Annotated in this window: 17 protein-coding genes; 12 read left to right on the forward strand and 5 right to left on the reverse strand. The window is 64.8% G+C overall.

All coding sequences use genetic code 11. The features are described 5' to 3' along the window. Positions 1-42 precede the first annotated feature (42 nt). The 3 genes from ACO07D_RS16835 to ACO07D_RS16845 all read left to right on the forward strand — a co-directional run bounded on the left by ACO07D_RS16835 (position 43) and on the right by ACO07D_RS16845 (position 3,826). Positions 43-417, forward strand: coding sequence for a DUF4440 domain-containing protein (locus ACO07D_RS16835; RefSeq protein ID WP_421704087.1), 375 nt, complete (start codon positions 43-45; stop codon positions 415-417). Positions 418-705: 288 nt separating this feature from the next. Then, positions 706-3,489: a glutamine-synthetase adenylyltransferase gene (locus ACO07D_RS16840; RefSeq protein ID WP_421704088.1), complete on the forward strand. Its 2,784-nt coding sequence runs from the start codon at positions 706-708 to the stop codon at positions 3,487-3,489. A gap of 40 nt (positions 3,490-3,529) precedes the next feature. After that, a complete protein-coding gene (locus ACO07D_RS16845; RefSeq protein ID WP_421704089.1) occupies positions 3,530-3,826 on the forward strand; it encodes a hypothetical protein in 297 nt (98 codons plus the stop codon). 210 nt (positions 3,827-4,036) lie between these two features. On the opposite strand, the gene ACO07D_RS16850 is transcribed toward ACO07D_RS16845, so the two are convergent. The 3 genes from ACO07D_RS16850 to cobA all read right to left on the reverse strand — a co-directional run bounded on the left by ACO07D_RS16850 (position 4,037) and on the right by cobA (position 7,225). Next, complete coding sequence (locus ACO07D_RS16850) at positions 4,037-5,260, reverse strand: MFS transporter (RefSeq protein WP_421704090.1); 1,224 nt, start codon at positions 5,258-5,260, stop codon at positions 4,037-4,039. Positions 5,261-5,570: 310 nt separating this feature from the next. Next, positions 5,571-6,299 (reverse strand): class I SAM-dependent methyltransferase, encoded by a 729-nt coding sequence (locus ACO07D_RS16855; protein ID WP_421704091.1) that lies wholly within the window; start codon positions 6,297-6,299, stop codon positions 5,571-5,573. Between the two features lie 62 nt (positions 6,300-6,361). Further along, a complete protein-coding gene (gene cobA / locus ACO07D_RS16860; RefSeq protein WP_421704092.1) occupies positions 6,362-7,225 on the reverse strand; it encodes a uroporphyrinogen-III C-methyltransferase in 864 nt (287 codons plus the stop codon). Between the two features lie 74 nt (positions 7,226-7,299). Here cobA and ACO07D_RS16865 point away from each other — a divergent pair, with 74 nt between their 5' ends. From ACO07D_RS16865 to speB, 4 genes are all read left to right on the forward strand, one after another. Beyond that, the gene (locus ACO07D_RS16865; protein ID WP_421704093.1) at positions 7,300-7,929 is read left to right on the forward strand and encodes a DNA-3-methyladenine glycosylase family protein; all 630 of its coding nucleotides are present in this window, start codon (positions 7,300-7,302) and stop codon (positions 7,927-7,929) included. Beyond that, positions 7,929-8,612, forward strand: coding sequence for an alpha/beta hydrolase (locus tag ACO07D_RS16870; RefSeq protein WP_421704094.1), 684 nt, complete (start codon positions 7,929-7,931; stop codon positions 8,610-8,612). Before ACO07D_RS16865 ends, ACO07D_RS16870 begins: the two co-directional genes overlap by 1 nt. Positions 8,613-8,850: 238 nt before the next feature. Continuing rightward, entirely contained in the window at positions 8,851-9,435 is a 585-nt protein-coding gene (locus tag ACO07D_RS16875; protein ID WP_421704095.1) for an HNH endonuclease, read from the forward strand. 326 nt (positions 9,436-9,761) lie between these two features. Next, positions 9,762-10,709, forward strand: coding sequence for an agmatinase (gene speB, locus ACO07D_RS16880; RefSeq protein ID WP_421704096.1), 948 nt, complete (start codon positions 9,762-9,764; stop codon positions 10,707-10,709). A gap of 76 nt (positions 10,710-10,785) precedes the next feature. Here the strand turns inward: speB and ACO07D_RS16885 are convergent, their stop codons facing one another. Continuing rightward, on the reverse strand, positions 10,786-11,736 hold the full coding sequence (locus tag ACO07D_RS16885; protein WP_421704097.1) for a radical SAM protein: 951 nt from the start codon (positions 11,734-11,736) through the stop codon (positions 10,786-10,788). A gap of 160 nt (positions 11,737-11,896) precedes the next feature. On the opposite strand from ACO07D_RS16885, the gene zwf reads away from it, so the two are divergent. Genes zwf through pgi form a run of 3 tightly spaced genes read left to right on the forward strand, consistent with a single transcriptional unit; the run spans position 11,897 to position 15,617 of the window. After that, positions 11,897-13,351 (forward strand): glucose-6-phosphate dehydrogenase, encoded by a 1,455-nt coding sequence (gene zwf, locus ACO07D_RS16890; RefSeq protein WP_421704098.1) that lies wholly within the window; start codon positions 11,897-11,899, stop codon positions 13,349-13,351. Continuing rightward, positions 13,348-14,019 carry a 6-phosphogluconolactonase gene (gene pgl, locus ACO07D_RS16895; protein WP_421704099.1) on the forward strand — a complete coding sequence of 224 codons (672 nt, stop codon included), beginning with the start codon at positions 13,348-13,350 and terminating at the stop codon, positions 14,017-14,019. The genes zwf and pgl overlap by 4 nt, the downstream gene beginning before the upstream one ends. Positions 14,020-14,027: 8 nt before the next feature. Further along, positions 14,028-15,617 carry a glucose-6-phosphate isomerase gene (gene pgi / locus ACO07D_RS16900; RefSeq protein ID WP_421704100.1) on the forward strand — a complete coding sequence of 530 codons (1,590 nt, stop codon included), beginning with the start codon at positions 14,028-14,030 and terminating at the stop codon, positions 15,615-15,617. A gap of 111 nt (positions 15,618-15,728) precedes the next feature. Here the strand turns inward: pgi and hemB are convergent, their stop codons facing one another. Then, positions 15,729-16,727 (reverse strand): porphobilinogen synthase, encoded by a 999-nt coding sequence (hemB, locus tag ACO07D_RS16905; RefSeq protein ID WP_421704101.1) that lies wholly within the window; start codon positions 16,725-16,727, stop codon positions 15,729-15,731. Positions 16,728-16,812: 85 nt separating this feature from the next. Between hemB and ACO07D_RS16910 the strand changes: the two genes are divergently transcribed. Both ACO07D_RS16910 and mfd read left to right on the forward strand, forming a co-directional pair. Further along, positions 16,813-17,385, forward strand: coding sequence for a component of SufBCD complex (locus ACO07D_RS16910; protein WP_421704102.1), 573 nt, complete (start codon positions 16,813-16,815; stop codon positions 17,383-17,385). Between the two features lies 1 nt (position 17,386). Then, positions 17,387-20,857 carry a transcription-repair coupling factor gene (mfd, locus tag ACO07D_RS16915; RefSeq protein ID WP_421704103.1) on the forward strand — a complete coding sequence of 1,157 codons (3,471 nt, stop codon included), beginning with the start codon at positions 17,387-17,389 and terminating at the stop codon, positions 20,855-20,857. Positions 20,858-20,871 lie beyond the last annotated feature (14 nt).

The raw sequence follows: 20,871 nt of genomic DNA on the forward strand, positions 1-20,871 counted from the left end.
AAGGCACTTTACGCATGAGTTCGCCCGGTGCAAGCTCGCCCCATGGCTGATCTGACTTTCTTTACCGCGCTGGAAACCCGGGTGTGGGAGGCGCTGGTGGCGGGCGATGCCGCCGCCGACCGCGCGCTTCTGGCGCCGGATTTCCTCGGCGTCTATTCGACCGGCTTCGCCAAGCGTTCGGACCATACCCAGCAGCTGGCCGATGGCCCCACCGTGACCCGCTTCCTTCTGTCCGAGGCGCGGCTGATCGAACTGGGTCCGGGCCGCGTCCTGCTGGCGTATCGTGCCGATTACCTGCGCAAGGGCGCCCATGCGGCAGAGGCGATGTATGTGTCTTCGATCTGGGAGGAACGCGACGGCCAGTGGCTGAACACGTTCAGCCAAGACAGCTCCACGGACGCGCCCGCGCCGGTTTGAATTGCACCCTGATTAGCCTTCTGCCCCTTCGCACCGCGCAGCGGGGCGGCGCCTGCGTTGACCCGGCAGGCGATTGCCTTTGGCAATCTGCCGAGAGGGGGCCCTCCCCACGGGAGGGCGCTTTTGCAACGTATCAACTCGAATTACCGTCTTGGCTGGGGCGACCGGTTCGCCTTACTTCTCTGTTCCCAAGCGCCCACCCAGGGTCGGCCGCCGCCCCGCAGCTTCCATGGACCCCACCCAATTTCCCCGCTTGACCCCCATGCCGCAGCGCCGCATCTTCGGCCCATGAATTTCGCCAGCCGCATCACCCGCACGCCGATCCCCTACGACACCGACCAGGGCGCCGAGATCGCCGAGGCCTTCGCCGACCTTTCCCCAGAACTGGTGGCCGTGCTCGAAGGCACCGCCGGATGCAGCCCCTATCTCAAGGGGCTCATGGAAAAGGAACCCGACTGGCTGCGCGCGGCGCTGTCGGGCAGCCCCGAGGATGCGCTCAAATCCGCCATGTTTGTAGAGGGCGACACCGACAGCGCCCTGCGCACCAGCCTGCGCGTCGCCAAGCGCCGAATTGCGCTTCTGACCGGGCTGGCGGATGTCGCCGGGGTCTGGGAGCTGGAAAAGGTCACCGGCGCGCTGACCGATTTCGCAGGCCACGCCACCGACGTGGCAATGAAGTTCCAGGTCGGGCAGGAGATCCGCCGCAAGAAACTGCCCGGCGCGACGGAAAAGGACATCGCCACCGCAGGCGGCATGGTTGCGCTCGCCATGGGCAAGATGGGCGGGCATGAGCTGAACTACAGCTCCGACATCGACCTGATCATGCTGTTTGACGACAGCCGTTTCTCGGACGACGACTATCACGAGGCCCGCGCCAGCCACATTCGCGCCACGCGTCGCATGTCCTCCATGCTGTCGGAACTCACCGCCGACGGCTATGTCTTCCGCACCGACCTGCGCCTACGCCCGGACCCCGCCGTCACCCCGGTCTGCGTCGCGATGGAGGCCGCCGAGCGCTATTATGAAAGCCTTGGCCGCACCTGGGAACGCGCCGCCCATATCAAGGCACGCCCCTGCGGTGGCGATATCGCGGCGGGGGAGGCGTACCTCAAACGCCTGTCCCCCTTCATCTGGCGCAAACACCTCGATTTTGCCGCGATCCAGGACGCCCATGACATGCGCCTGCGCATTCGCAGCCACAAGGGGCTGCATGGCGACATCACCTTGCCGGGCCACGACATGAAGCTCGGCCGCGGCGGCATTCGCGAGATCGAGTTCTTTACCCAGACCCGCCAGATCATCGCCGGCGGGCGTGACCCGGAGCTCAGATCGAACCAGACCGTGCCGGGGCTGGCGGCACTGGCCGCCAAGGGCTGGATCCCCAACGAGGCCGCCGAGATCCTCACCCGCCACTACCGCTTCCACCGCGAGGTCGAACACCGGGTGCAGCAGTTCCGCGACGCGCAAACCCACAAGTTGCCCACCACGGACGACGAATTCCGCCGCCTGGCCTGCATGATGGCCGAAGGCGACCCGGAAGCGTTGAAGACCCGCATCCACGACGCCCTGTCCGAGGTGCATGAGGTGACCGAAGGCTTCTTCGCCCCTGACGCCAGCGAAAAACAGGCCCCCAGCCTGGGCGCCGACGCGGATGAGATCATTACCCGCTGGAAAAGCTACCCGGCGCTCAGATCCGCCCGCGCGGTCGAGATCTTCGACCGTCTGAAACCCGAACTGCTGACCCGCCTGTCCGAGGCCGCGCGGCCCCATGACGCGCTGATTCAGTTCGACGGGTTCCTCAAGGGGCTGCCTGCGGGCGTGCAGCTCTTTTCGCTGTTTGACGCCAACCCGCAATTGGTTGACCTGATCGTCGATATCGCCGCCACCGCGCCCGCATTGGCCACCTACCTGGGGCGCAACTCGCAGGTGCTGGACGCGGTGATCGGCGGCGGTTTCTTTACCGATTGGCCCGGCGAACCCGCGCTGCATGCCGAACTTACGGCTCGGCTGGAGGCTGCAGGCGACTACGAGGCACAGCTCGACACCACACGGCGCTGGATGAAGGAATGGCACTTCCGTGTCGGCGTGCATTTCCTGCGGGGCTTGACCCACGCGCGCGAGGCCTCCACGCAATACAGCGACCTGGCCCGCGCCGTCGTAGCGGCGCTCTGGCCCTGTGTGGCGGCCAACTTTGCCAAGAAACACGGGCCCCAACCGGGCCGTGGCGCGGTGGTGCTGGGCATGGGCTCGATGGGGGCGGGGACGCTCAGCGCCACCTCCGATCTCGATCTGATCGTGGTCTATGACCCGGCGGGCGAAGAGATGTCCGAGGGCCGCCGCCCGCTGGCGACCCGGCCTTATTATGCCCGCCTGACCCAGGCCTTCGTCACCGCCCTGACCGCGCCCATGTCCGAAGGCCGACTTTATGAGGTCGACATGCGTCTGCGCCCCTCGGGTCGGCAGGGGCCGGTGGCGACCAGCGTGGACAGTTTCACCGCCTATCAGCGTGACGAGGCCTGGACCTGGGAACACCTTGCGCTGACCCGCGCGCGGCCCGTGGCGGGCAACCTCGACCTGGGCGCCGAACTGGAAGCCTTCCGCCTCGACCTCTTGTCCCAGAACTATGATGCGGCCAAGGTGGTCCAGGACGTGATCGACATGCGCGCGCGCATTGCCGAGGCCAAAGGGGCAGGGGGCGCCTTGGAGGCGAAACTCGGCCCCGGCCACCTGCAGGACGTGGAACTGGTGGCCCAGGCCGCCGCGCTCCTGGCCCCCGAAACCCCGCGCCTGCCCGCCGATCAGATCGCCCAGGGTGTCGCTATTGGCTGGTTCGACGCCGCAGACGCCGAAGCCTTGGCCGCCTCGCATGATTTGATGTGGCGTATGCAGGCCACGGCCAAGCTGTTGACCGACGGGCCGCTGGATCTGGACGAGGTCGGGCGCGGCGGGCTGGAACTGGTCCTGCGCGAAACCGGGGAGGGAAGCGAGGCCGCCCTGGTCGAGGAACTCAGCCGCCGGGCCAAGGCGGCCCAAGCGGCGATCGAGGCGGTGCTGGCCCGCCCGCCGGTCTGAACGGGCGACCCGCACGGGTCGGGAGATGAGGGAGGAACCCATGGCGCGTGGGCTCGGCACACCGGAAGGGATCGACCGTTTCGATCCACGCGGGTTGATCCGCGAAAGCTTCAATATCGAAGCGATCCACCCCGGCGAATGCCGGTCGATCTTCCTCGACTGGGCGCTGTTTGACGAGGTGGAGTTCACGCAGAAGGAACGCCTCCAGGCGCTTCTGGACCACTACGGCCCGCTGCATCCCGACCATCCGATGACGGAACTGCTGCGCGAGGGGCTGGCCGAACAGGACGCCCCGCGCAAACGCCGCGGCGGCCGTGCCGGGCGCACGGGTATCTGAACGCGCCGAGGATCTGCGCCACATCGCGAAATGTGACATCGTCCCCGCTTTGTCTAGCCGGAAATATCCTCGCCGAAGCCAGGAAATCGCCGCGCAGCGGCCTGCGCCCTCAACCGGTGGCGCTCCCGCCCGTCTTCGCCCCTGACGGGGCTCATCCCGTTGGGCGTGGCCCGCCCTGCGGGCGGGTCCGGGGCGCGCGGGTCAATGCCCTCAGAACGCCTCCTTCGGACGCAGCATCAGCCAGATCAGCGAGGCACCGGCCAGCGCCAGGAAGGGGATCATGGCCAGGTTTACCGCGCTCCAGCCTTCCACCGCATCGCCGCCCGAACAGTTCATCAACCCGCCCGAGGCCAGCGACGCCACCGTCACGCAGCCAAAGACGATCATGTCGTTGAGCCCCTGGATGCGTCCGCGCTCTTCCGGGCTGTGGGCCGAGGCCAGCATCGTGGTCGCGCCGATGAACCCGAAGTTCCAGCCCAGCCCCAGCAGGATCAGGGCAATGAAGAAATTCGCCAGATCCACGCCTTGCAATGCCACCAGCCCGGCGGCGGCCAGGATCGACAGGCCGGTGGCCACGATGGCCCGGGTTCCGAACCGCGCGATCAGGTGCCCGGTAAAGAAACTTGGCGCGAACATCGCCAACACATGGGCGGTGACGATATTGCCCGCCATGTCCTGTTCAAACCCGCAGCCCACCACCGCCAGGGGTGTCGAGGTCATCACCAGGTTCATCAGCGCGTAGGACACCATCGCGCAGATGATCGCCACCGCGATCACCGGATCGCGCAGCATCTCCATCCGCGTGCGGCCCTTGGGGGCATCGGCCTTGGGCGCCTCGGGTTTCGGGATGTCCAGGAACAGGAACAGGGTCGAGCCGACCACATTGATCACGATCACTGTCAGATAGGCGCCCAGGAAGGGCACGACGGTGGCCTCGTTGGTGGCATTGACCAATTGAGGCCCAATCACGGCCGAAGCCAGCCCCCCCGCCATCACATAGGAAATCGCCTTGGGCCGGAACGCGGCGCTGGCCGTGTCCGCCGCGGCAAAGCGGTAAAACCCCTGCGCCGACATGTAGATACCGGTAAAGAAACTGCCCAGCAGGAACAGCGCGAAGCTCGACTGTGTTAGCGCATAGGCGCAGATCACAGCGCCGACCGTGCCGCCCGTGGTGCCCACGAAAAACCCGACCCGCCGACCAAAGCGCTGCATCACCGCGCTCATGGGGGTCGCCCAGATCATCGACCCCATCACGATCAGCGAGATCGGCAGGGTCGCCCAGCAGACATTCGAGGCCAGCGACTGCCCCGCCAGCCCGCCAATGGTAAAGATCATCGGCATCTGGCTGCCCAGGATGGCTTGGGCCAGCACCAGAATGGTCACATTGCGCCGCGCCTTCTGGTCGGCAGCCGGGGTCAGGGTCATATCACTCATGGCGAATGCGTATCGCGGGGCGCGGCACTTGGAAAGAGGCAAATTACCGCGTTAAGGGTCGGGGGCCGGGTGTCCGTCAAGCGCATATGAAGAAGTGTCGCCAGGGAGCCGAGCAGCGTCATGCTGGAAGCATGCCTCTGGCATGACGCGCCCGACCCTCCCCACGGGAGGGCGCCTTTCCAACGGTTCAACATGAACTGGGAAAGCTCCTTTGGCTGTTCGGTTGCCTCAAATTACCGGTTCGAAAGCGCCCACCCAGGGTCGGGCGCGTCGCCACTGCTTCCAGAAATCTCGACGTCAGAACTTTGGTTTATCCAACCACCAACCGATACCCGCAATCCAGCGCGGGCCTGTCCATCACCGCCCCGTATTTCTCGGCCCAGGCCCCGCTCTCCAGGTCCGCCGCCAAGGCGGCCACGCCAGCCTCCGCTTCTTCGCCCAGCGCCCAGAAGGACGACATCGCCGCCCGAATGCGCGGGTCGAGGTACAGCTCCGGCCTGCGCCAATAGGCGGCCAGGAACCCGTCGGTGCAGTCATGCGGGATCGGCACGGGCAGGATCTCGACCGGGCCCAAGTGGTCGCCATAGAGCCCCATTGGCGGCATCTTTTCCTCATCCAGCGCAATGAGCCCGGGAAAATAGTCGGTCAGCCAGAAGCCGCGAAACGCCGGGTCGAATGTCAGGATCACCACCGGCCCGCGTGAGACGCGGCGCATTTCGGCGAGGCCCTTGGGCTGATCTGCCCAGTGGTGGATGGTCAGCACCGCCATCACCGCGTCGAAACTGTCATCGTCAAAGGGCAGGGATTCAGCGCTGCCCTGTACCACCGGCGCCGCACCCTCGGGGCGCTGGGAAATCATCTCGGACGATGGCTCCAGAGCGGTCACCATCCGCGCGACGGGCTCATAAGACCCGGTGCCCGCGCCCACGTTCAGCACGGATTTCGCATCTCCCAGGGCCGCGTCTATCAGCGCCGCAATACGCGGATCCGGCTGGCGCAGCCTGGCGTAGTTCACGCCGATCCGGTCATAGGTGGCCATTGCTTCCCCCTTGTGCCCGTTTTCTTCGAAGAAAACGGACCGGAATTTTCGAAAATTCCGGGCTACCTCTCCTCAGCAGGCCGCCCACGCCCCAGCGGATCGGGGTTGCGCGGCAGGTCTCCCGCCGCCATCGACTGCCAATCCAGCGCCTGGCGCAGCAGCGCCGCGCGGCCCACGCAAATCATCGCGGGCGGCTGCATGCCGGACGCCTCCACATCCGCCACGCAGGCACCCAGCGTGGTCTCCAACACCTGCTGTTCGGGTGCGGTGGCATTGGTCACCAGCGCCACCGGCTCATCCGCATCGCGTCCGGCTGCCATCAGCGCGTCCGAGATCTTGGCCAGGTGTTTCATGCCCATGTAGATCACGATGACCTGGCTGCCCTTGGCAATCGCCTCCCAATCGACCGGAGGCGTCTCGCCGCGCTGATCGTGGCCGGTGACGAAGGTCACCGCCTGGTTCACGTCACGGTGGGTGACCGGAATGCCCGCATAGGCCAGCCCGCCGATGCCCGCCGAAATGCCCGGGATGATGCGAATGGGCACGCCGTGCTGCACCAGCGTCTGGCCTTCCTCGCCGCCGCGTCCGAAGACGAAGGGATCGCCGCCCTTCAGCCGCAGCACCCGTTTGCCCTCGCGCGCGAGCTCCACCAGTTTCAGCGAGATATCCTTCTGCTTGGCGGAGGGTTTGCCGCCCCGCTTGCCCGCATGGATCAGCCGTGCCTCGGGTCCGGCCAGCGCCAGAATGCCGTCCGACACCAGCGCGTCATGCACGATCACGTCCGCCTGCGCCATCGCGTTCAGCGCATGCAGGGTAAGAAGGCCCGGATCACCGGGCCCCGCGCCGCAGAGCCAGACCCAGCCGGGTTGCATTTCGGGCCAGTCGCCAGTGGAGAGGGTCGGGGGGAAAGTCGCAGTCTTGGTCATGTGCCCCTTATGGCGCGACAGGCGCGCGGGGGGAAGCGCTTTCCCTTGCTCCCATGCCCCGCTAGGGTCCGCCCATGAAATGTCCGACCCTCGACACCCAGGCCGACGTGGACGCCGCCGCCGCCCGCCTGGCCCGGCTGGAGCCGCGCTTTGCACCGGCGCTTGCTCAGACCAGCCCCTTGCCGCTGCGTCGCAAGCCACAGGGTTTCGTGACCCTGCTGGATGCGATCGTCAGCCAACAGGTCTCTACCGCCTCCGCGGCGGCGATCTGGGCGCGCCTGCAGGCGGCGGGGCTCTGTGACGAGGCCGCTGTGCGCGCCGCATCCGAAGACGATCTGCGCGGGGCAGGGCTCTCGCGTCCCAAGGTGCGCTACGCCCGCGCGCTGGCCGAGGCGCAGCTGGATTACGCAGGCCTGCAGAGCCTCCCGGACGCCCAGGTGATCGCCATATTGACCGCCGTGACCGGCATCGGCCTCTGGACCGCCGAGGTCTATGCGCTCCAGGCTCTGGGCCGCCCGGATGTCTTCCCGGCCGGCGACGTGGCGCTCCAGGAAAGCGCACGCAGGCTCTTCGATCTGCCCGAACGCCCCGGCGAAAAGGCGCTGCGAACCCTCGCCGAAACCTGGGCCCCCGAAAGGGCCGTTGCGGCCCGGCTGCTCTGGGCCTATTACCGGGTCAGCACAGCCAGGGAAGGGATCCGCTGATGACCACGCGTACACTCGACTTCAAACACCGCGCCGCCCAATCGGGCGAGACGAAATCGGTGGTCATCTTCCTGCACGGCTACGGCGCCGACGGGGCCGACCTGCTGGGCCTAGCCGATCCGCTGGGCGAGCACATGCCCGACACCGCCTTCTACGCCCCCGACGCGCCGGAAAAATGCCTGGGCAACCCGATGGGCTTCCAATGGTTCCCGATCCCCTGGCTCGACGGCTCGTCGGAAGAAGACGCCGCCCGCGGCGCCGAGATGGCCGAGGCGGACATCAACGGCTTCATCGAGATGGTGCTTGAGGTGGAAGGCATCAGCCCGGACCAGCTGATCATCTTCGGCTTCTCGCAAGGCACGATGATGGCCCTGCGCACCCTGCCCAAACGCGCCGAACCCGTGGCGGGCCTGGTCGCCTTCTCGGGCCGCATGTTGGACCCGGAAAGCTTCGGCGAGACCGTGGTGTCGAAACTGCCGATCATCCTGATCCACGGCGATGCCGACGACATGGTGCCGATCGCCCATTTCGACGAGGCGGGCCAGGCGCTGCAGGCGGCGGGCTTCGAGGTCTACGGCCATATCCAGAAGGGCACCGGCCACGGCATCGCCAATGACGGCCTGTCGGTGGCGCTGAGCTTCATGTTGGATAAGCTGGGCCTTCTCGAGGCCCAGCCCCAGTAAACCGGGATTGCTGCGCGCCCAGTAAACCCCGCTCAAACCGACCCCGAAAGCCCGGCCCATCCGCCGGGCTTTTTCGCATGCGTCACATGCCCGTCACACGGAGCCCCTATCACATCTTCGAGCGCCCCCAGATCGTGGGGGTTGCCAGACGCCTCACGCCATATATAGTTGAGGTTGAGGCAAGACGGGGCGGGTTCCCCGCCCTGACGGCAAGAGCAGGGCGAGGACGGAGTCACCCATGGACGGAGATTTCAGAACCGAATTCACACGCAACCCCGCCGGGATCCGCAAACATCCCGCGCTGGTGCTGAACGCGGATTTCAGGCCATTGTCCTATTATCCGCTGTCCGTCTGGCCCTGGCAGGAGGCGGTCAAGGCGGCGGTGCTGGACCGGGTCAATATCATCGCCGAATATGACGAAGTGGTGCGAAGTCCTTCAATTGAAATGAGAATTCCCTCTGTCGTCGTCCTGAAAGATTACGTCAAACCGCAAAAGCGCGTGGCCTTCACGCGCTTTAATCTTTTCCTCAGGGACGAGTTTTGCTGCCAATACTGCGGCGCGCGCGGTGATCTGACCTTCGATCACGTCGTGCCCCGCGCGGCGGGCGGCGTGACCAGCTGGGAGAACGTGGTCGCGGCCTGTTCGCCCTGCAACCTCAAGAAGGGCTCGAAACCCCTGCGCCTGACCGGGCTGTCCTTGCGCAAGCCACCCCGCCAACCCACGGCGGAAGAGCTGCGCAACATGGGCCGCAAATTCCCGCCGGGCCACCTGCATGACAGCTGGATGGACTTCCTCTATTGGGACGCCGAGCTGGAGGCCTAGGCACCACGCCCTTCGAACTTCAGCGACGAAGTCCTACACGCACCGCGCAGCGGGGCGGCGCCTGCATTGACCCGGCAGGCGAATTCGCAAGCGAATTCTGCCGGGAGGGGGCCCTCCCCACGGGAGGGCGCCTTTGCAACGTTTCAATCCGAAATGCTGTTTCAGATTGGGCACGTGGCCGCCTCACAAAACCGTTCCCAAGCGCCCACCCAGGGTCGGGCGCCACTCCTATGCTATCTCTGTCCAAAAATGTCACCCTGCGGCTTCCCCCTTGACCCGCCCCCCAAATTCCCCTGACCTGAGCGAAACACCACAGGGAACCCCATATGTCCGACGCCTTCTTCACCCCCGTCTCCGGTTTCGACCTGCCGCGTTTCGCGGGCGTGCCCACCTTCATGCGCCTGCCGCTGGTCGATTTCGACCACGAGCGTTTCGGCGACGTCGACATCGGCCTGATCGGCGCGCCCTGGGATGGCGGCACCACAAACCGCCCCGGCCCGCGCCACGGGCCGCGTCAACTGCGCGACATGTCCACCATGATCCGCGCCCAGAACGGTGCCACCGGCGTGCGCCCCTTCGAGGCCGCCAACTGCGCCGACCTGGGCGACGTGGGCCCGAACCCGGCGGACGTGCTCGATTCGCTGGAACGCATGCAGGCCTTCTATGGCCGGGTGAAACGGGCGGGGGTCCGACCGCTGACCGGCGGCGGGGACCACCTCTGCTCGCTGCCGATCCTGCGCGCCCTGGCCCAGGACGGCCCCGTCGGCATGGTACATTTCGACAGCCACACGGACCTCTTCCACAGCTATTTCGACGGCACCATGTTCACCCATGGCACGCCCTTTCGCCGCGCGGTGGAAGAGGGGTTGCTGGATCCCACCCGCGTGGTGCAGATCGGCATTCGCGGCACGGCCTACGACAACGAGGACCGCGACTTTGCCGAAAGCGTCGGCATCCGTGTCATCGCGATCGAGGAGTTCCATGCCCGCGGGGTCGAGGACGTCATGGCCGAGGCCCGCGATATCGTCGGGCAGGGCGACACCTATGTCAGCTACGATATCGACTTCGTTGATCCCGCCTTCGCGCCGGGCACCGGCACGCCGGAGGTCGGTGGACCGAATTCCTACCAGGCGATCCAGGTGGTGCGCGAGCTGAAGGGGGTGAACATCATCGGCGCCGATCTGGTCGAGGTCTCGCCGCCCTTCGACCCAGCGGGTGCCACCGCCTATCTGGGCGCGTCGATCATGTTCGAGCTGCTCTGCGTGATGGTTTAAGAACTTTAAGATCGACCCCTAGGGCCCTTTAAAGATGTTAAACTTTGCCGCCAGTGGGGTTTAACATCTTTAAGATCTACGCCGAACAGCTCGCCCCGCCCAACACGCAGAATTTTGCGCAATGGGGGTGGTTCAGCGCGACCGGGCGTTCTGCTTCTTCGAGGGTTTCACCCAGTTCGAACTCTGGGTCATAGGGCAAGAGCGTGCAGGCCAAAACGGCGGGGCGCGCCGCCCCCTTGCGTTTCACCACCATGCGCGAGCTGGAACACATCACGCTGTCGGGCGATTTGCCCAGGATATCCCAGCAGGCGGTGGTGATTTCGGGCACCGAAACCATCTCGTCCATTTCCGGGAAAATCACTGTCATCCCAGGATCTTGTGCGTCGATATTAAAGTCGTGACGAGCAAAGAACTCGGCATATTTCTCCCGCGCCTCCGCCTCGTCCTCACCCCAGAGCGCACGCCCTGCCACCGCCATGCGAAACCCGTTGTCGCGCAGCCAGAACATGCCCTCCAGCGTCTTGGCAAAGGCACCCTGGCCGCGGATCTCGTCATGTTTCGCGGGGTTCCAATGGTCCAGCGACACCCGTAGGGTCAACTGGTCGCCAAAGGCTTCACGCAGCGACAAAAGCCCTTCGCGCACCGACTTGCGCTGCATCGGCCGCATCGCGTTTGTCAGGACCAACACTTTGTAATCACGCGATAAACTGGCACGCAACATGGCGATGATTTCCGGATACATGAAGGGTTCGCCACCGGTAAACCCGATCTCATCCACGCCCCATTTCCGGCGCTCGAGCTGGTCCAGATAGCCTTCGACCTCGCCTGCGGTGATGTAAATCAGCCGATCGTTCGACGGTGAACTTTCGATGTAGCAATTCACGCAGGTGATGTTGCACAGGGTGCCCGTATTGAACCACAAGGTCTGCGGATTGCTCAACGTCACTGTGGCCCGCAGCGATCCGTCCGCGGTGCGTTTCGGGTCTAGGAATTTGCCGGCATTCGGGTTGGCAATGCGCTGGTCCATGGGGCCTCCTGTTCGTGGAAACCAGACCTAACCGAGTGTTTTCCCATCGAAAACCCCCAACCCGCCGCCTGACGTGGTTGTGATGTTACATGAGGATGCTAGACTTTGTGACAACACTCGGCTAGAAGGGCCGCGTTAGCGCTAACAGGAGCTGAGGCACATGGTTGCTCGCGTCATCCCGGTCGATCCGTTCGACCTCGTTATCTTCGGCGGCACGGGCGATCTGGCCCGCCGCAAGATCCTGCCTGGCCTCTATCGCCGCTTCTGGGCGGGGCAGATGCCGGAGGAGGCGCGCATCATCGGCGCCGCCCGCAGCGAGATGGACGATCAGGGCTTTCGCGATTTTGTGGCTGATGCGGTGCGCGAGTTCGTCTCGGAACGCAAATGCGATCCCGCGGTCTTGGCCGAGTTTCTTGAGCGTTTGTCGTATGTTACACTCGACGCCCTCGGTACGGATGGCTGGTCCGAGCTCAAATCCAAGATGCGCAAGGACATGGTGCAGGCCTTCTATTTCTCGGTCGGGCCCAGCTTGTTCGGCCCCATCGCGGAACGGCTCCACACCAACAAATGTGCTGGCCCGGACGCACGGATCGTGGTGGAAAAACCCTTCGGTCACGATCAGGAAACAGCGCGTGCCCTGAATGATACTTTGGCGCAACACTTTGATGAAACACAGATTTATCGCATCGACCACTACCTGGGCAAGGAGACGGTGCAGAACCTCATGGCACTGCGTTTCGGCAATATGCTGTTCGAACCGCTGTGGAACGCGCAATACGTCGATCATATCCAGATAACGGTGTCGGAAAGCGTCGGCGTCGAGGGGCGAGGCGGCTATTACGACAAGTCTGGCGCTATGCGGGACATGGTGCAGAACCACCTGATGCAGCTGCTTTGCCTGACCGCGATGGAGCCGCCCTCGAAATTCGATCCAGACGCGGTGCGTGACGAAAAGCTGAAGGTGATCCGTGCACTGGATCCGGTCGACCCTGAGGACATCGTGCGCGGCCAGTACCAGGCTGGCGCCGACACGGCCTCCTATGTGGACGAGGCGGAGAATCCCGACAGCCGCACCGAAAGCTTCATTGCCATGCGCGTGCATATCGCCAACTGGCGCTGGAACGGCACGCCCTTCTATCTGCGCACGGGAAAACGTTTGAAAACAAGGGTTTCCGAGATCGTTGTGCGTTTCAAGGAACCGCCGCATTCGATCTTTGAAAGCGACACCGGGCAGAGCGCGAACGAGCTTGCCATTCGCCTGCAGCCCAACGAGGGCATGGACCTGCGCGTGACCATCAAGGAGCCGGGGCCGGGCGGCATGCGTCTGATCGACGTGCCGCTGGACATGACCTTTGCCGAGGCCCTGGGCGAGGAGGTCGCCGATGTGCCCGACGCCTATGAGCGACTGATCATGGATGTCATTCGTGGTAACCAGACCCTGTTCATGCGTGGTGACGAGGTCGAGGCCGCCTGGGCCTGGACTGACCCGATCATCGAGGGCTGGCAGGCCCGTGGCGACAGGCCGCACCCCTATGAACCCGGCTCGACGGGGCCTGAGGATGCGCTTATCCTTCTGCATCGTGACGGACGGCGCTGGAGGGAGCTAAGACAATGAATTTCAAAGAGTATCCTGATCGGGATTTCTTGATTTTGAACCTTGTGGACCGGCTGGCGAGCGAGTTGACCATGGGGTTGCAGCACCAGGAGCGGGTCTCGCTGGCAGTGCCCGGAGGCACCACGCCGGGGCCGGTCTTCGACGGGCTGTCCGGGGTCAAGCTCGACTGGGATCGGGTCGATGTGCTGCTGACGGATGAACGCTGGGTGCCGGAGGCATCCGATCGCTCCAATACGCGCCTGTTGCGCGCGCGCCTGCTGACCGGCCGGGCTGCGGCCGCCAATCTGGTGCCGCTCTACGCCGAGACCGGCACGCCCGAGGGTGGGCTCGACAAGCTCACCGCCGGGATCAAGGCGGTGACGCCGCTGACCGTCGTGCTGTTGGGCATGGGCGCAGACATGCACACCGCGTCGATTTTCCCGGGCGCGGACCTGCTGGAGGACGCACTGTCGCCCGAGGCGCCGCCGCTCTTACCGATGCGCGCCCCGGGTGCGCCGGAACCCCGCATGACCCTGACCGCGCCGGTGTTGAATGGCGCGCTGTCGAAACACCTCCTGATCTTTGGGGCCGAGAAGCGCGAGGCGCTGGAGCGCGCTGCAAAACTGAAACCGCACGAGGCACCAATTGCCGCCATGTTGTCTGACATGGACGTGCATTGGGCCGCATAGGAGACCTCATGGCTGTTGAGATATGGGACCGGTTGAAGACCCATCAGGCTGCTGTGGCCGACCGCTCCATCGCAGGGTTGTTTGACGGCGGTCGAGCCGGGGCGTTCTCAACCCGCGCCTGTGGCATGCTGTTTGACTGGTCCAAGACAAATATCGACGACAAGGCATTGAAATTGCTTATCGAATTGGCGGACGCGACCGGAGTCGCCATCAAGCGCACGGCGATGTTTTCCGGCGAAAAGATCAACGAAACCGAGGGACGCGCGGTGCTGCACACCGCCCTGCGCGACCCGGGCCCGGAGCCGGTTCTGGTGGACGGTCAGGACGTGCTGCCCGAGGTGCATGAGACGCTTGACCGGATGGAGGCCTTCGCCCGACAGGTCCGCGCGGAGGGGCGTTTTACCGATGTGGTGAACATCGGTATTGGCGGTTCTGACCTGGGTCCTGCCATGGCCTGTCTGGCTTTGGCCCCATATCACGATGGGCCGCGTTGTCATTTCGTTTCGAATGTGGACGGCGCACATATTCATGACACGTTGAAAGGGCTGGATCCGGCCACGACTCTGGTGATCGTGGCATCGAAGACCTTTACCACGATCGAGACCATGACCAATGCCGCCACCGCGCGCGACTGGCTGGCCTCGGCTGTGGAGACGCCCGGCGATCATTTCGCGGCGCTCTCGTCCAATGAAGAAAAGACTGCCGAATGGGGCATTCCCTCCGCGCGTGTCTTTGGCTTCGAGGATTGGGTCGGCGGGCGCTATTCGCTCTGGGGGCCGATCGGGCTGTCGATCATGCTCGCCGTGGGGCCGGAAAACTTCCGCGCCTTCCTGGCGGGCGGCCATGAGATGGACCGCCATTTCCGCGAGGCGGAAGGGGCTGACAACATGCCCCTGATGCTGGCGCTGGTGGGGCTCTGGCACCACCAGGTCTGCGGCTACCCGACCCGTGCGGTGCTGCCATATGACCAGCGCCTGTCGCGGCTGGCGGCCTATTTCCAGCAGCTTGAAATGGAGAGTAACGGCAAGCGCGTGGCGATGGATGGCAGGGATCTGACCCTGCCGTCTGGCCCCGTGGTCTGGGGCGAACCGGGCACCAACGGTCAGCACGCCTTCTATCAGCTCATTCACCAGGGCACCTCCGTAGTGCCCTGCGAGTTCATGGTGGCTGCCAAGGGGCACGAACCCGACCTGGCGCATCAGCACCGGCTTCTCCTGTCCAACTGCCTCGCGCAATCCGAGGCGCTGATGAAGGGGCGCAGCCTTGACGAGGCCCGCGCGTTGATGGCCGCGAAGGGGCTGGAAGGCGCCGAGCTTGACCGCCAGGCGCGCCACCGTGTTTTCCCGGGCAACCGCCCGTCGACAACGCTGATCTATGAACGGCTCGACCCGGCCACCCTGGGCAAGATCATCGCGCTCTATGAACATCGGGTGTTCGTCGAAGGGGCGGTATTGGGCCTCAACTCCTATGACCAATGGGGAGTGGAGCTGGGCAAGGAACTGGCTCTTGCGCTGGAGCCGATCGTAGCGGGGTCCGAAACGACAGACGGCAAGGACGGCTCAACCGCTCAGCTGGTTGACTTCATCCAGAAGGCCTAAGCCTTTCATCTTTCCGTAAATATCCTGGGGGGGCCGGGGGGCTGGCCCCCCGGCTTCGCGACCCGGACACAAGCGGCGCAGCCGCGTGAGGGGCCGGGGCGCAATCCCTGATCAGCCCTGCAGCATCTTCGCCACGCGCGGCGCGAAATAGGTCAGGATGCCGTCGCAGCACGCCCGTTTGAAGGCCATCAGGCTCTCCAGCATCACCTTGTCGCCATCCAGCCAACCGCGCTCCGCCGCGCCCATCAGCATCGCGTATTCGCCCGACACCTGATAGGCGAAGGTTGGCACGCCGAACCCATCCTTCACCCGTCGGCAGATGTCCAGATAGGGCATGCCGGGCTTGACCATGACCATGTCCGCGCCCTCCATGAGGTCGCGTTCGACCAGGCGCAGCGCCTCGTCGGTATTGGCCGGATCCATCTGATAGGTCTTCTTGTCGCCCTTCAGTGCGCCCGAGGCACCGACCGCATCGCGGAACGGGCCATAGAAGGCCGAGGCATATTTCGCCGTGTAGGACATGATCGCCACGTTCGTGTGCCCCGCGGCCTCCAAGGCCGTGCGCATGGCACCGATGCGTCCGTCCATCATGTCGGACGGGCCCAGGATGTCGGCACCGCAGTCGGCCTGGGCCAGCGCCATCTTGACCAGGGCCTCGACGGTTTCGTCATTCACGATCTCGCCATCGCGCACGATCCCGTCATGCCCGTTTGCATTATAGGGGTCCAGCGCCACGTCGGTCATGATCGCGATCTCGGGCACCGCGTCCTTCACCGCGCGAATGGTGCGATTGGACAGGTTGTCGGGATTCCAGGCCTCTTCGCATTCCACCGTCTTCAGCGCCGGGTCCGTATAGGGAAAGAGGCAGATCGCCGGAATGCCCAGGTCAGCCGCCTCGCGCGCCGCCTTCACCACCCGGTCGGTGGTCAGGCGCGACACGCCGGGCATGGAGGCGATGGGCGTTTCATCGTCCTCACCATCCATCACGAAGACCGGCCAGATCAGGTCGCCGACCGTCAACGTATTCTCCCGCACCAGGTCGCGGATCGCGGGGCTTTTCCGGTTGCGCCGCAGGCGGGTGGCGGGGAAGGGGGCGACGGTACGGCTCATGCTTGGCTCCTCGGAGTTTTCCCCACGTGCTTGCCATGTGCGCGCGCGTATCTCAAGGGCTGGCAAACCCGGCGCCCGGGCGTTAATGTCGCGCCGAAACGACGCCAAGAACAACAAGGGCAGGCACGTGGACTTCTACTCCGCCGTATTCGAGCTGATCGACATGCGATCCTTTTCCAATCTGTGGTATTGGATCGCGCTGGCCGTGCTCTGGTCCTCGGCCAGCCATTGGGTGCTGGGAGTGCCCTACGACATGATCCAGCGCGCCGCGCGTCAGGGCGGCGAGGCTGAACGCGATCTGGAAGACATGGTGCGCATCAACTGCAACCGGCTTCTGTATATCGCCGGGGTGGCCGGGCTGTGGCTCTTGGGATTTGTCTGCGCCGTCCTGACCTCCCTGGTGATTCTGGGGTTCTGGTACTGGGTCGAGTTTGCCCAGGCGGTGTTCTTTCTGGCCTTCCCGATGACCATCGTCGGGCTGTTGTCGCTCAGCTCCGCGCGGATCATTCATGACCAGCAACTGATCGGCGAGGCTCTGCGCAAACGGTTGGTACGCCACCGAATTCAGACCCAGGTGGTTGGCATGATCGCGATCTTCGTGACTTCACTTTTCGGCATGTTCCAGAACATGATGGCTGGCCCGCTGGGAGCAATCTGACATGGCTGGCCCCACCCATATCACGCTCTCGGGTGCGCCCGAGGGGTTCGATGCCCGCCTTCTGCTCAAGGAACTCGATCGCGGCACCGGCCCGGTCATTCACGTGGCGCGCGACGACAAGCGGCTCGCGGCGATGCAGGCCGCGCTTTCGTTCTTTGCCCCCCATGTGCCGGTGCTGAGTTTCCCGGGCTGGGATTGCCTGCCCTATGATCGTGTGTCCCCGAACGCCGATGTCTCGGCCGCGCGTATGGCGACGCTGGCGGGGCTGGTCTCAGGGGCCATCTCCGGGCCCTTCGTGCTGCTGACGACGCTCAATGCCGCCACCCAGCGCCTGCCCGCCCGTGAGGTGCTGCGCGGCGCCAGTTTCGTGGCGCAGGTGGGTTACCAGGTGGACGAAAAGGCACTGCGCAACTTCCTGGTGCGCATGGGGTTTTCCCAAAGCCCCACGGTGATGGAGCCGGGGGACTTTGCCTTTCGCGGCGGCATCATCGACATCTTTCCGCCGGGCGACACGGGCCCGGTGCGGCTGGACATGTTTGGCGACGTGCTGGACGGTGCGCGCCGGTTTGATCCGGTCACACAGAGGACCACCGAAAACCTGTCGGTGGTCGAACTGGCCCCGGTGTCCGAGGTCATCCTGGACGAGGCAGCCATTACCCGGTTCCGCCAGAACTACCGCGTCGAGTTCGGCGCGGCGGGGTCGGACGATCCGCTCTATGAGGCGGTGTCGGCCGGGCGCAAGCATCAGGGCGTGGAACACTGGCTGCCCTTCTTCCATGAAAAGCTGGAAACCCTGTTCGACTACCTGCCCGACGCGCCGATCCTGCTGGATGATCAACTGACGCCCGCGCGGCTGTCCCGTTGGGAAGGCATCGCGGATCAGTATGAGACCCGCAAGATCGCCATGTCCGCCAAGAACCGCATGGACACGGTCTATAAACCCTGCCCGCCGGAACTGCTGTACCTGGACGATCCCGCCTGGGAGGCCGCGCTTGCGGGCCGCCGTGTGGTGCAGACCGTGGCCCTGCCGCAATCGACCGGCGCGGGTGTGCTGGACGGCGGCGGGCGCATCGGGCGCAATTTCTCACCGGAACGGCAGCAGGAAAAGGTCAACCTGTTCGAAGCGCTGGCGGATCACGTGAAGGCCAAGCGTGGGGAGGGGCCGGTGGTTGTCGCCTCCTACTCCGAAGGGGCGCGGGAACGTCTGCAGGGGCTTCTGGCCGACGAGGGCCTGACCGCCACCGCGCAGATCAAGGACTTCCGCGACGTGCCGGATGCGCAGGGCGGCGTCTATCTGGCGGTCTGGCCGCTGGAACACGGGTTCGAAGGTGCGGGCCTGACCGTGATTTCCGAACAGGACGTGCTGGGCGACCGCCTGATCCGCGCGCCGAAACGCAAGCGACGGGCGGAGAATTTCCTGACCGAGGCGCAGAGCCTCAGCCAAGGCGACCTGGTCGTGCATGTCGACCACGGCGTCGGGCGTTACATCGGGCTGGAAACCGTCACCGCCGCCGGCGCGCCGCATGAATGTCTGTTGCTGGAATACGCGGGCGGGGACCGGCTGTACCTGCCGGTCGAGAACATCGAGCTGCTGTCGAAGTTTGGCCATGAAAGCGGCCTTCTGGACAAGCTCGGTGGCGGAGCCTGGCAGGCAAAGAAGGCCAAGCTCAAGGAACGCATTCGCGAGGTGGCCGACAAGCTGATCCGCCTCGCGGCCGAACGCGCCCTGCGCAAGGCTCCCGTCATGGAAGCGCCGCATCACGCCTGGGAGGAGTTCAGCGCACGTTTCCCGTATCAGGAAACCGAAGACCAGCTGTCAGCCATTTCCGATGTGATTGAGGATATCGCCTCGGGCATGCCGATGGACCGGCTGATCTGCGGCGACGTCGGGTTCGGCAAGACCGAAGTGGCGATGCGCGCGGCCTTCGTCGCGGCCATGGCGGGCCTGCAGGTCGCGGTGATCGCGCCCACCACGCTGCTGGCGCGTCAACATTACAAGAGCTTTTCCGAACGGTTCCGGGGCTTTCCCATTCAAGTTGGGCAGCTGTCGCGTTTCGTCTCGCAGAAGGAAGCCAACCTGACCCGCGAGGGCATGTCGCGTGGCACGATGGATATTGTCGTGGGCACCCATGCGCTGCTGGCGAAGGGTGTGCGGTTTGACAAGCTGGGCCTGCTGATCGTCGACGAGGAACAGCGCTTTGGGGTGGGGCACAAGGAACGGCTGAAGGAAATGCGTTCGGACGTGCATGTGCTCACGCTGAGCGCCACGCCGATCCCGCGCACCTTGCAGATGAGCCTGTCCGGCGTGCGCGACCTGTCGATCATCGGCACGCCGCCGGTCGACCGGCTGTCGATCCGCACCTATGTGTCGGAATTCGACAGCGTGACCCTGCGGGAGGCGCTGCTGCGCGAACATTACCGCGGCGGGCAGAGCTTCTTTGTTGTGCCGCGCATCAAGGACCTGCCGGAAATCGAAGAATTCCTGCGCGACCATGTGCCGGAGGTCAGCTTTGTCGTGGCCCATGGGCAGATGGCGGCGGGTGAGCTCGACACCCGCATGAACGCCTTTTACGACGGCAAGTATGACGTGCTGTTGGCGACGACCATCGTCGAAAGCGGTATCGACATTCCGACCGCCAATACGATGATCATCCACCGCGCCGACATGTTCGGTTTGGCGCAGCTTTATCAGATCCGGGGCCGCGTGGGCCGTTCGAAAACCCGCGCCTATGCCTATCTGACGACGAAACCGCGCGTGCCGCTGACGGCGACAGCCGAAAAGCGCCTGCGCGTGCTGGGGTCTCTGGATGCGCTGGGGGCCGGGTTCACGCTGGCCAGCCAGGACCTGGACATTCGCGGGGCAGGGAACCTGTTGGGTGAGGAGCAGTCCGGCCAGATGCGTGAGGTGGGTTATGAGCTTTACCAGCAGATGCTCGAGGAGGCGATTGCCAAGATCAAATCGGGCGAGATGGAAGGCTTGTCGGAGGCCGACGACACCTGGGCACCGCAGATCAATCTGGGCGTGCCGGTGCTGATCCCGGATGACTACGTGCCGGATCTGGACGTGCGTCTGGGGCTGTATCGTCGCTTGTCGGGCCTGTCCACCAAGGTCGAGCTGGAAGGTTTCGCCGCCGAGCTGATCGACCGGTTCGGCAAGCTGCCCAAGGAGGTCAACACGCTGCTGTTGGTCGTGCGCATCAAGGCGATGTGCAAACGGGCGGGGATCGCCAAGCTGGACGGCGGGCCCAAGGGCGCGACGATCCAGTTCCACAACGACAAGTTCGCCTCGCCCGCCGGGTTGGTGGATTTCATCAACGCGCAGAACGGGCTTGCCAAGGTGCGCGACAACAAGATCGTGGTGCGGCGGGATTGGAAGAAGACCTCGGACAAGATCAAGGGCGCTTTTGCCATCGCCCAGGATCTTGCGATGAAGGTCAAGGAAGAGAAGGCAAAGGCCAAGGCGCAGAAATAACGCCCTCCGGTTCC

It is taken from the genome of Aliiroseovarius sp. (assembly GCF_965228805.1).
Classification (GTDB): domain Bacteria; phylum Pseudomonadota; class Alphaproteobacteria; order Rhodobacterales; family Rhodobacteraceae; genus JASBTN01.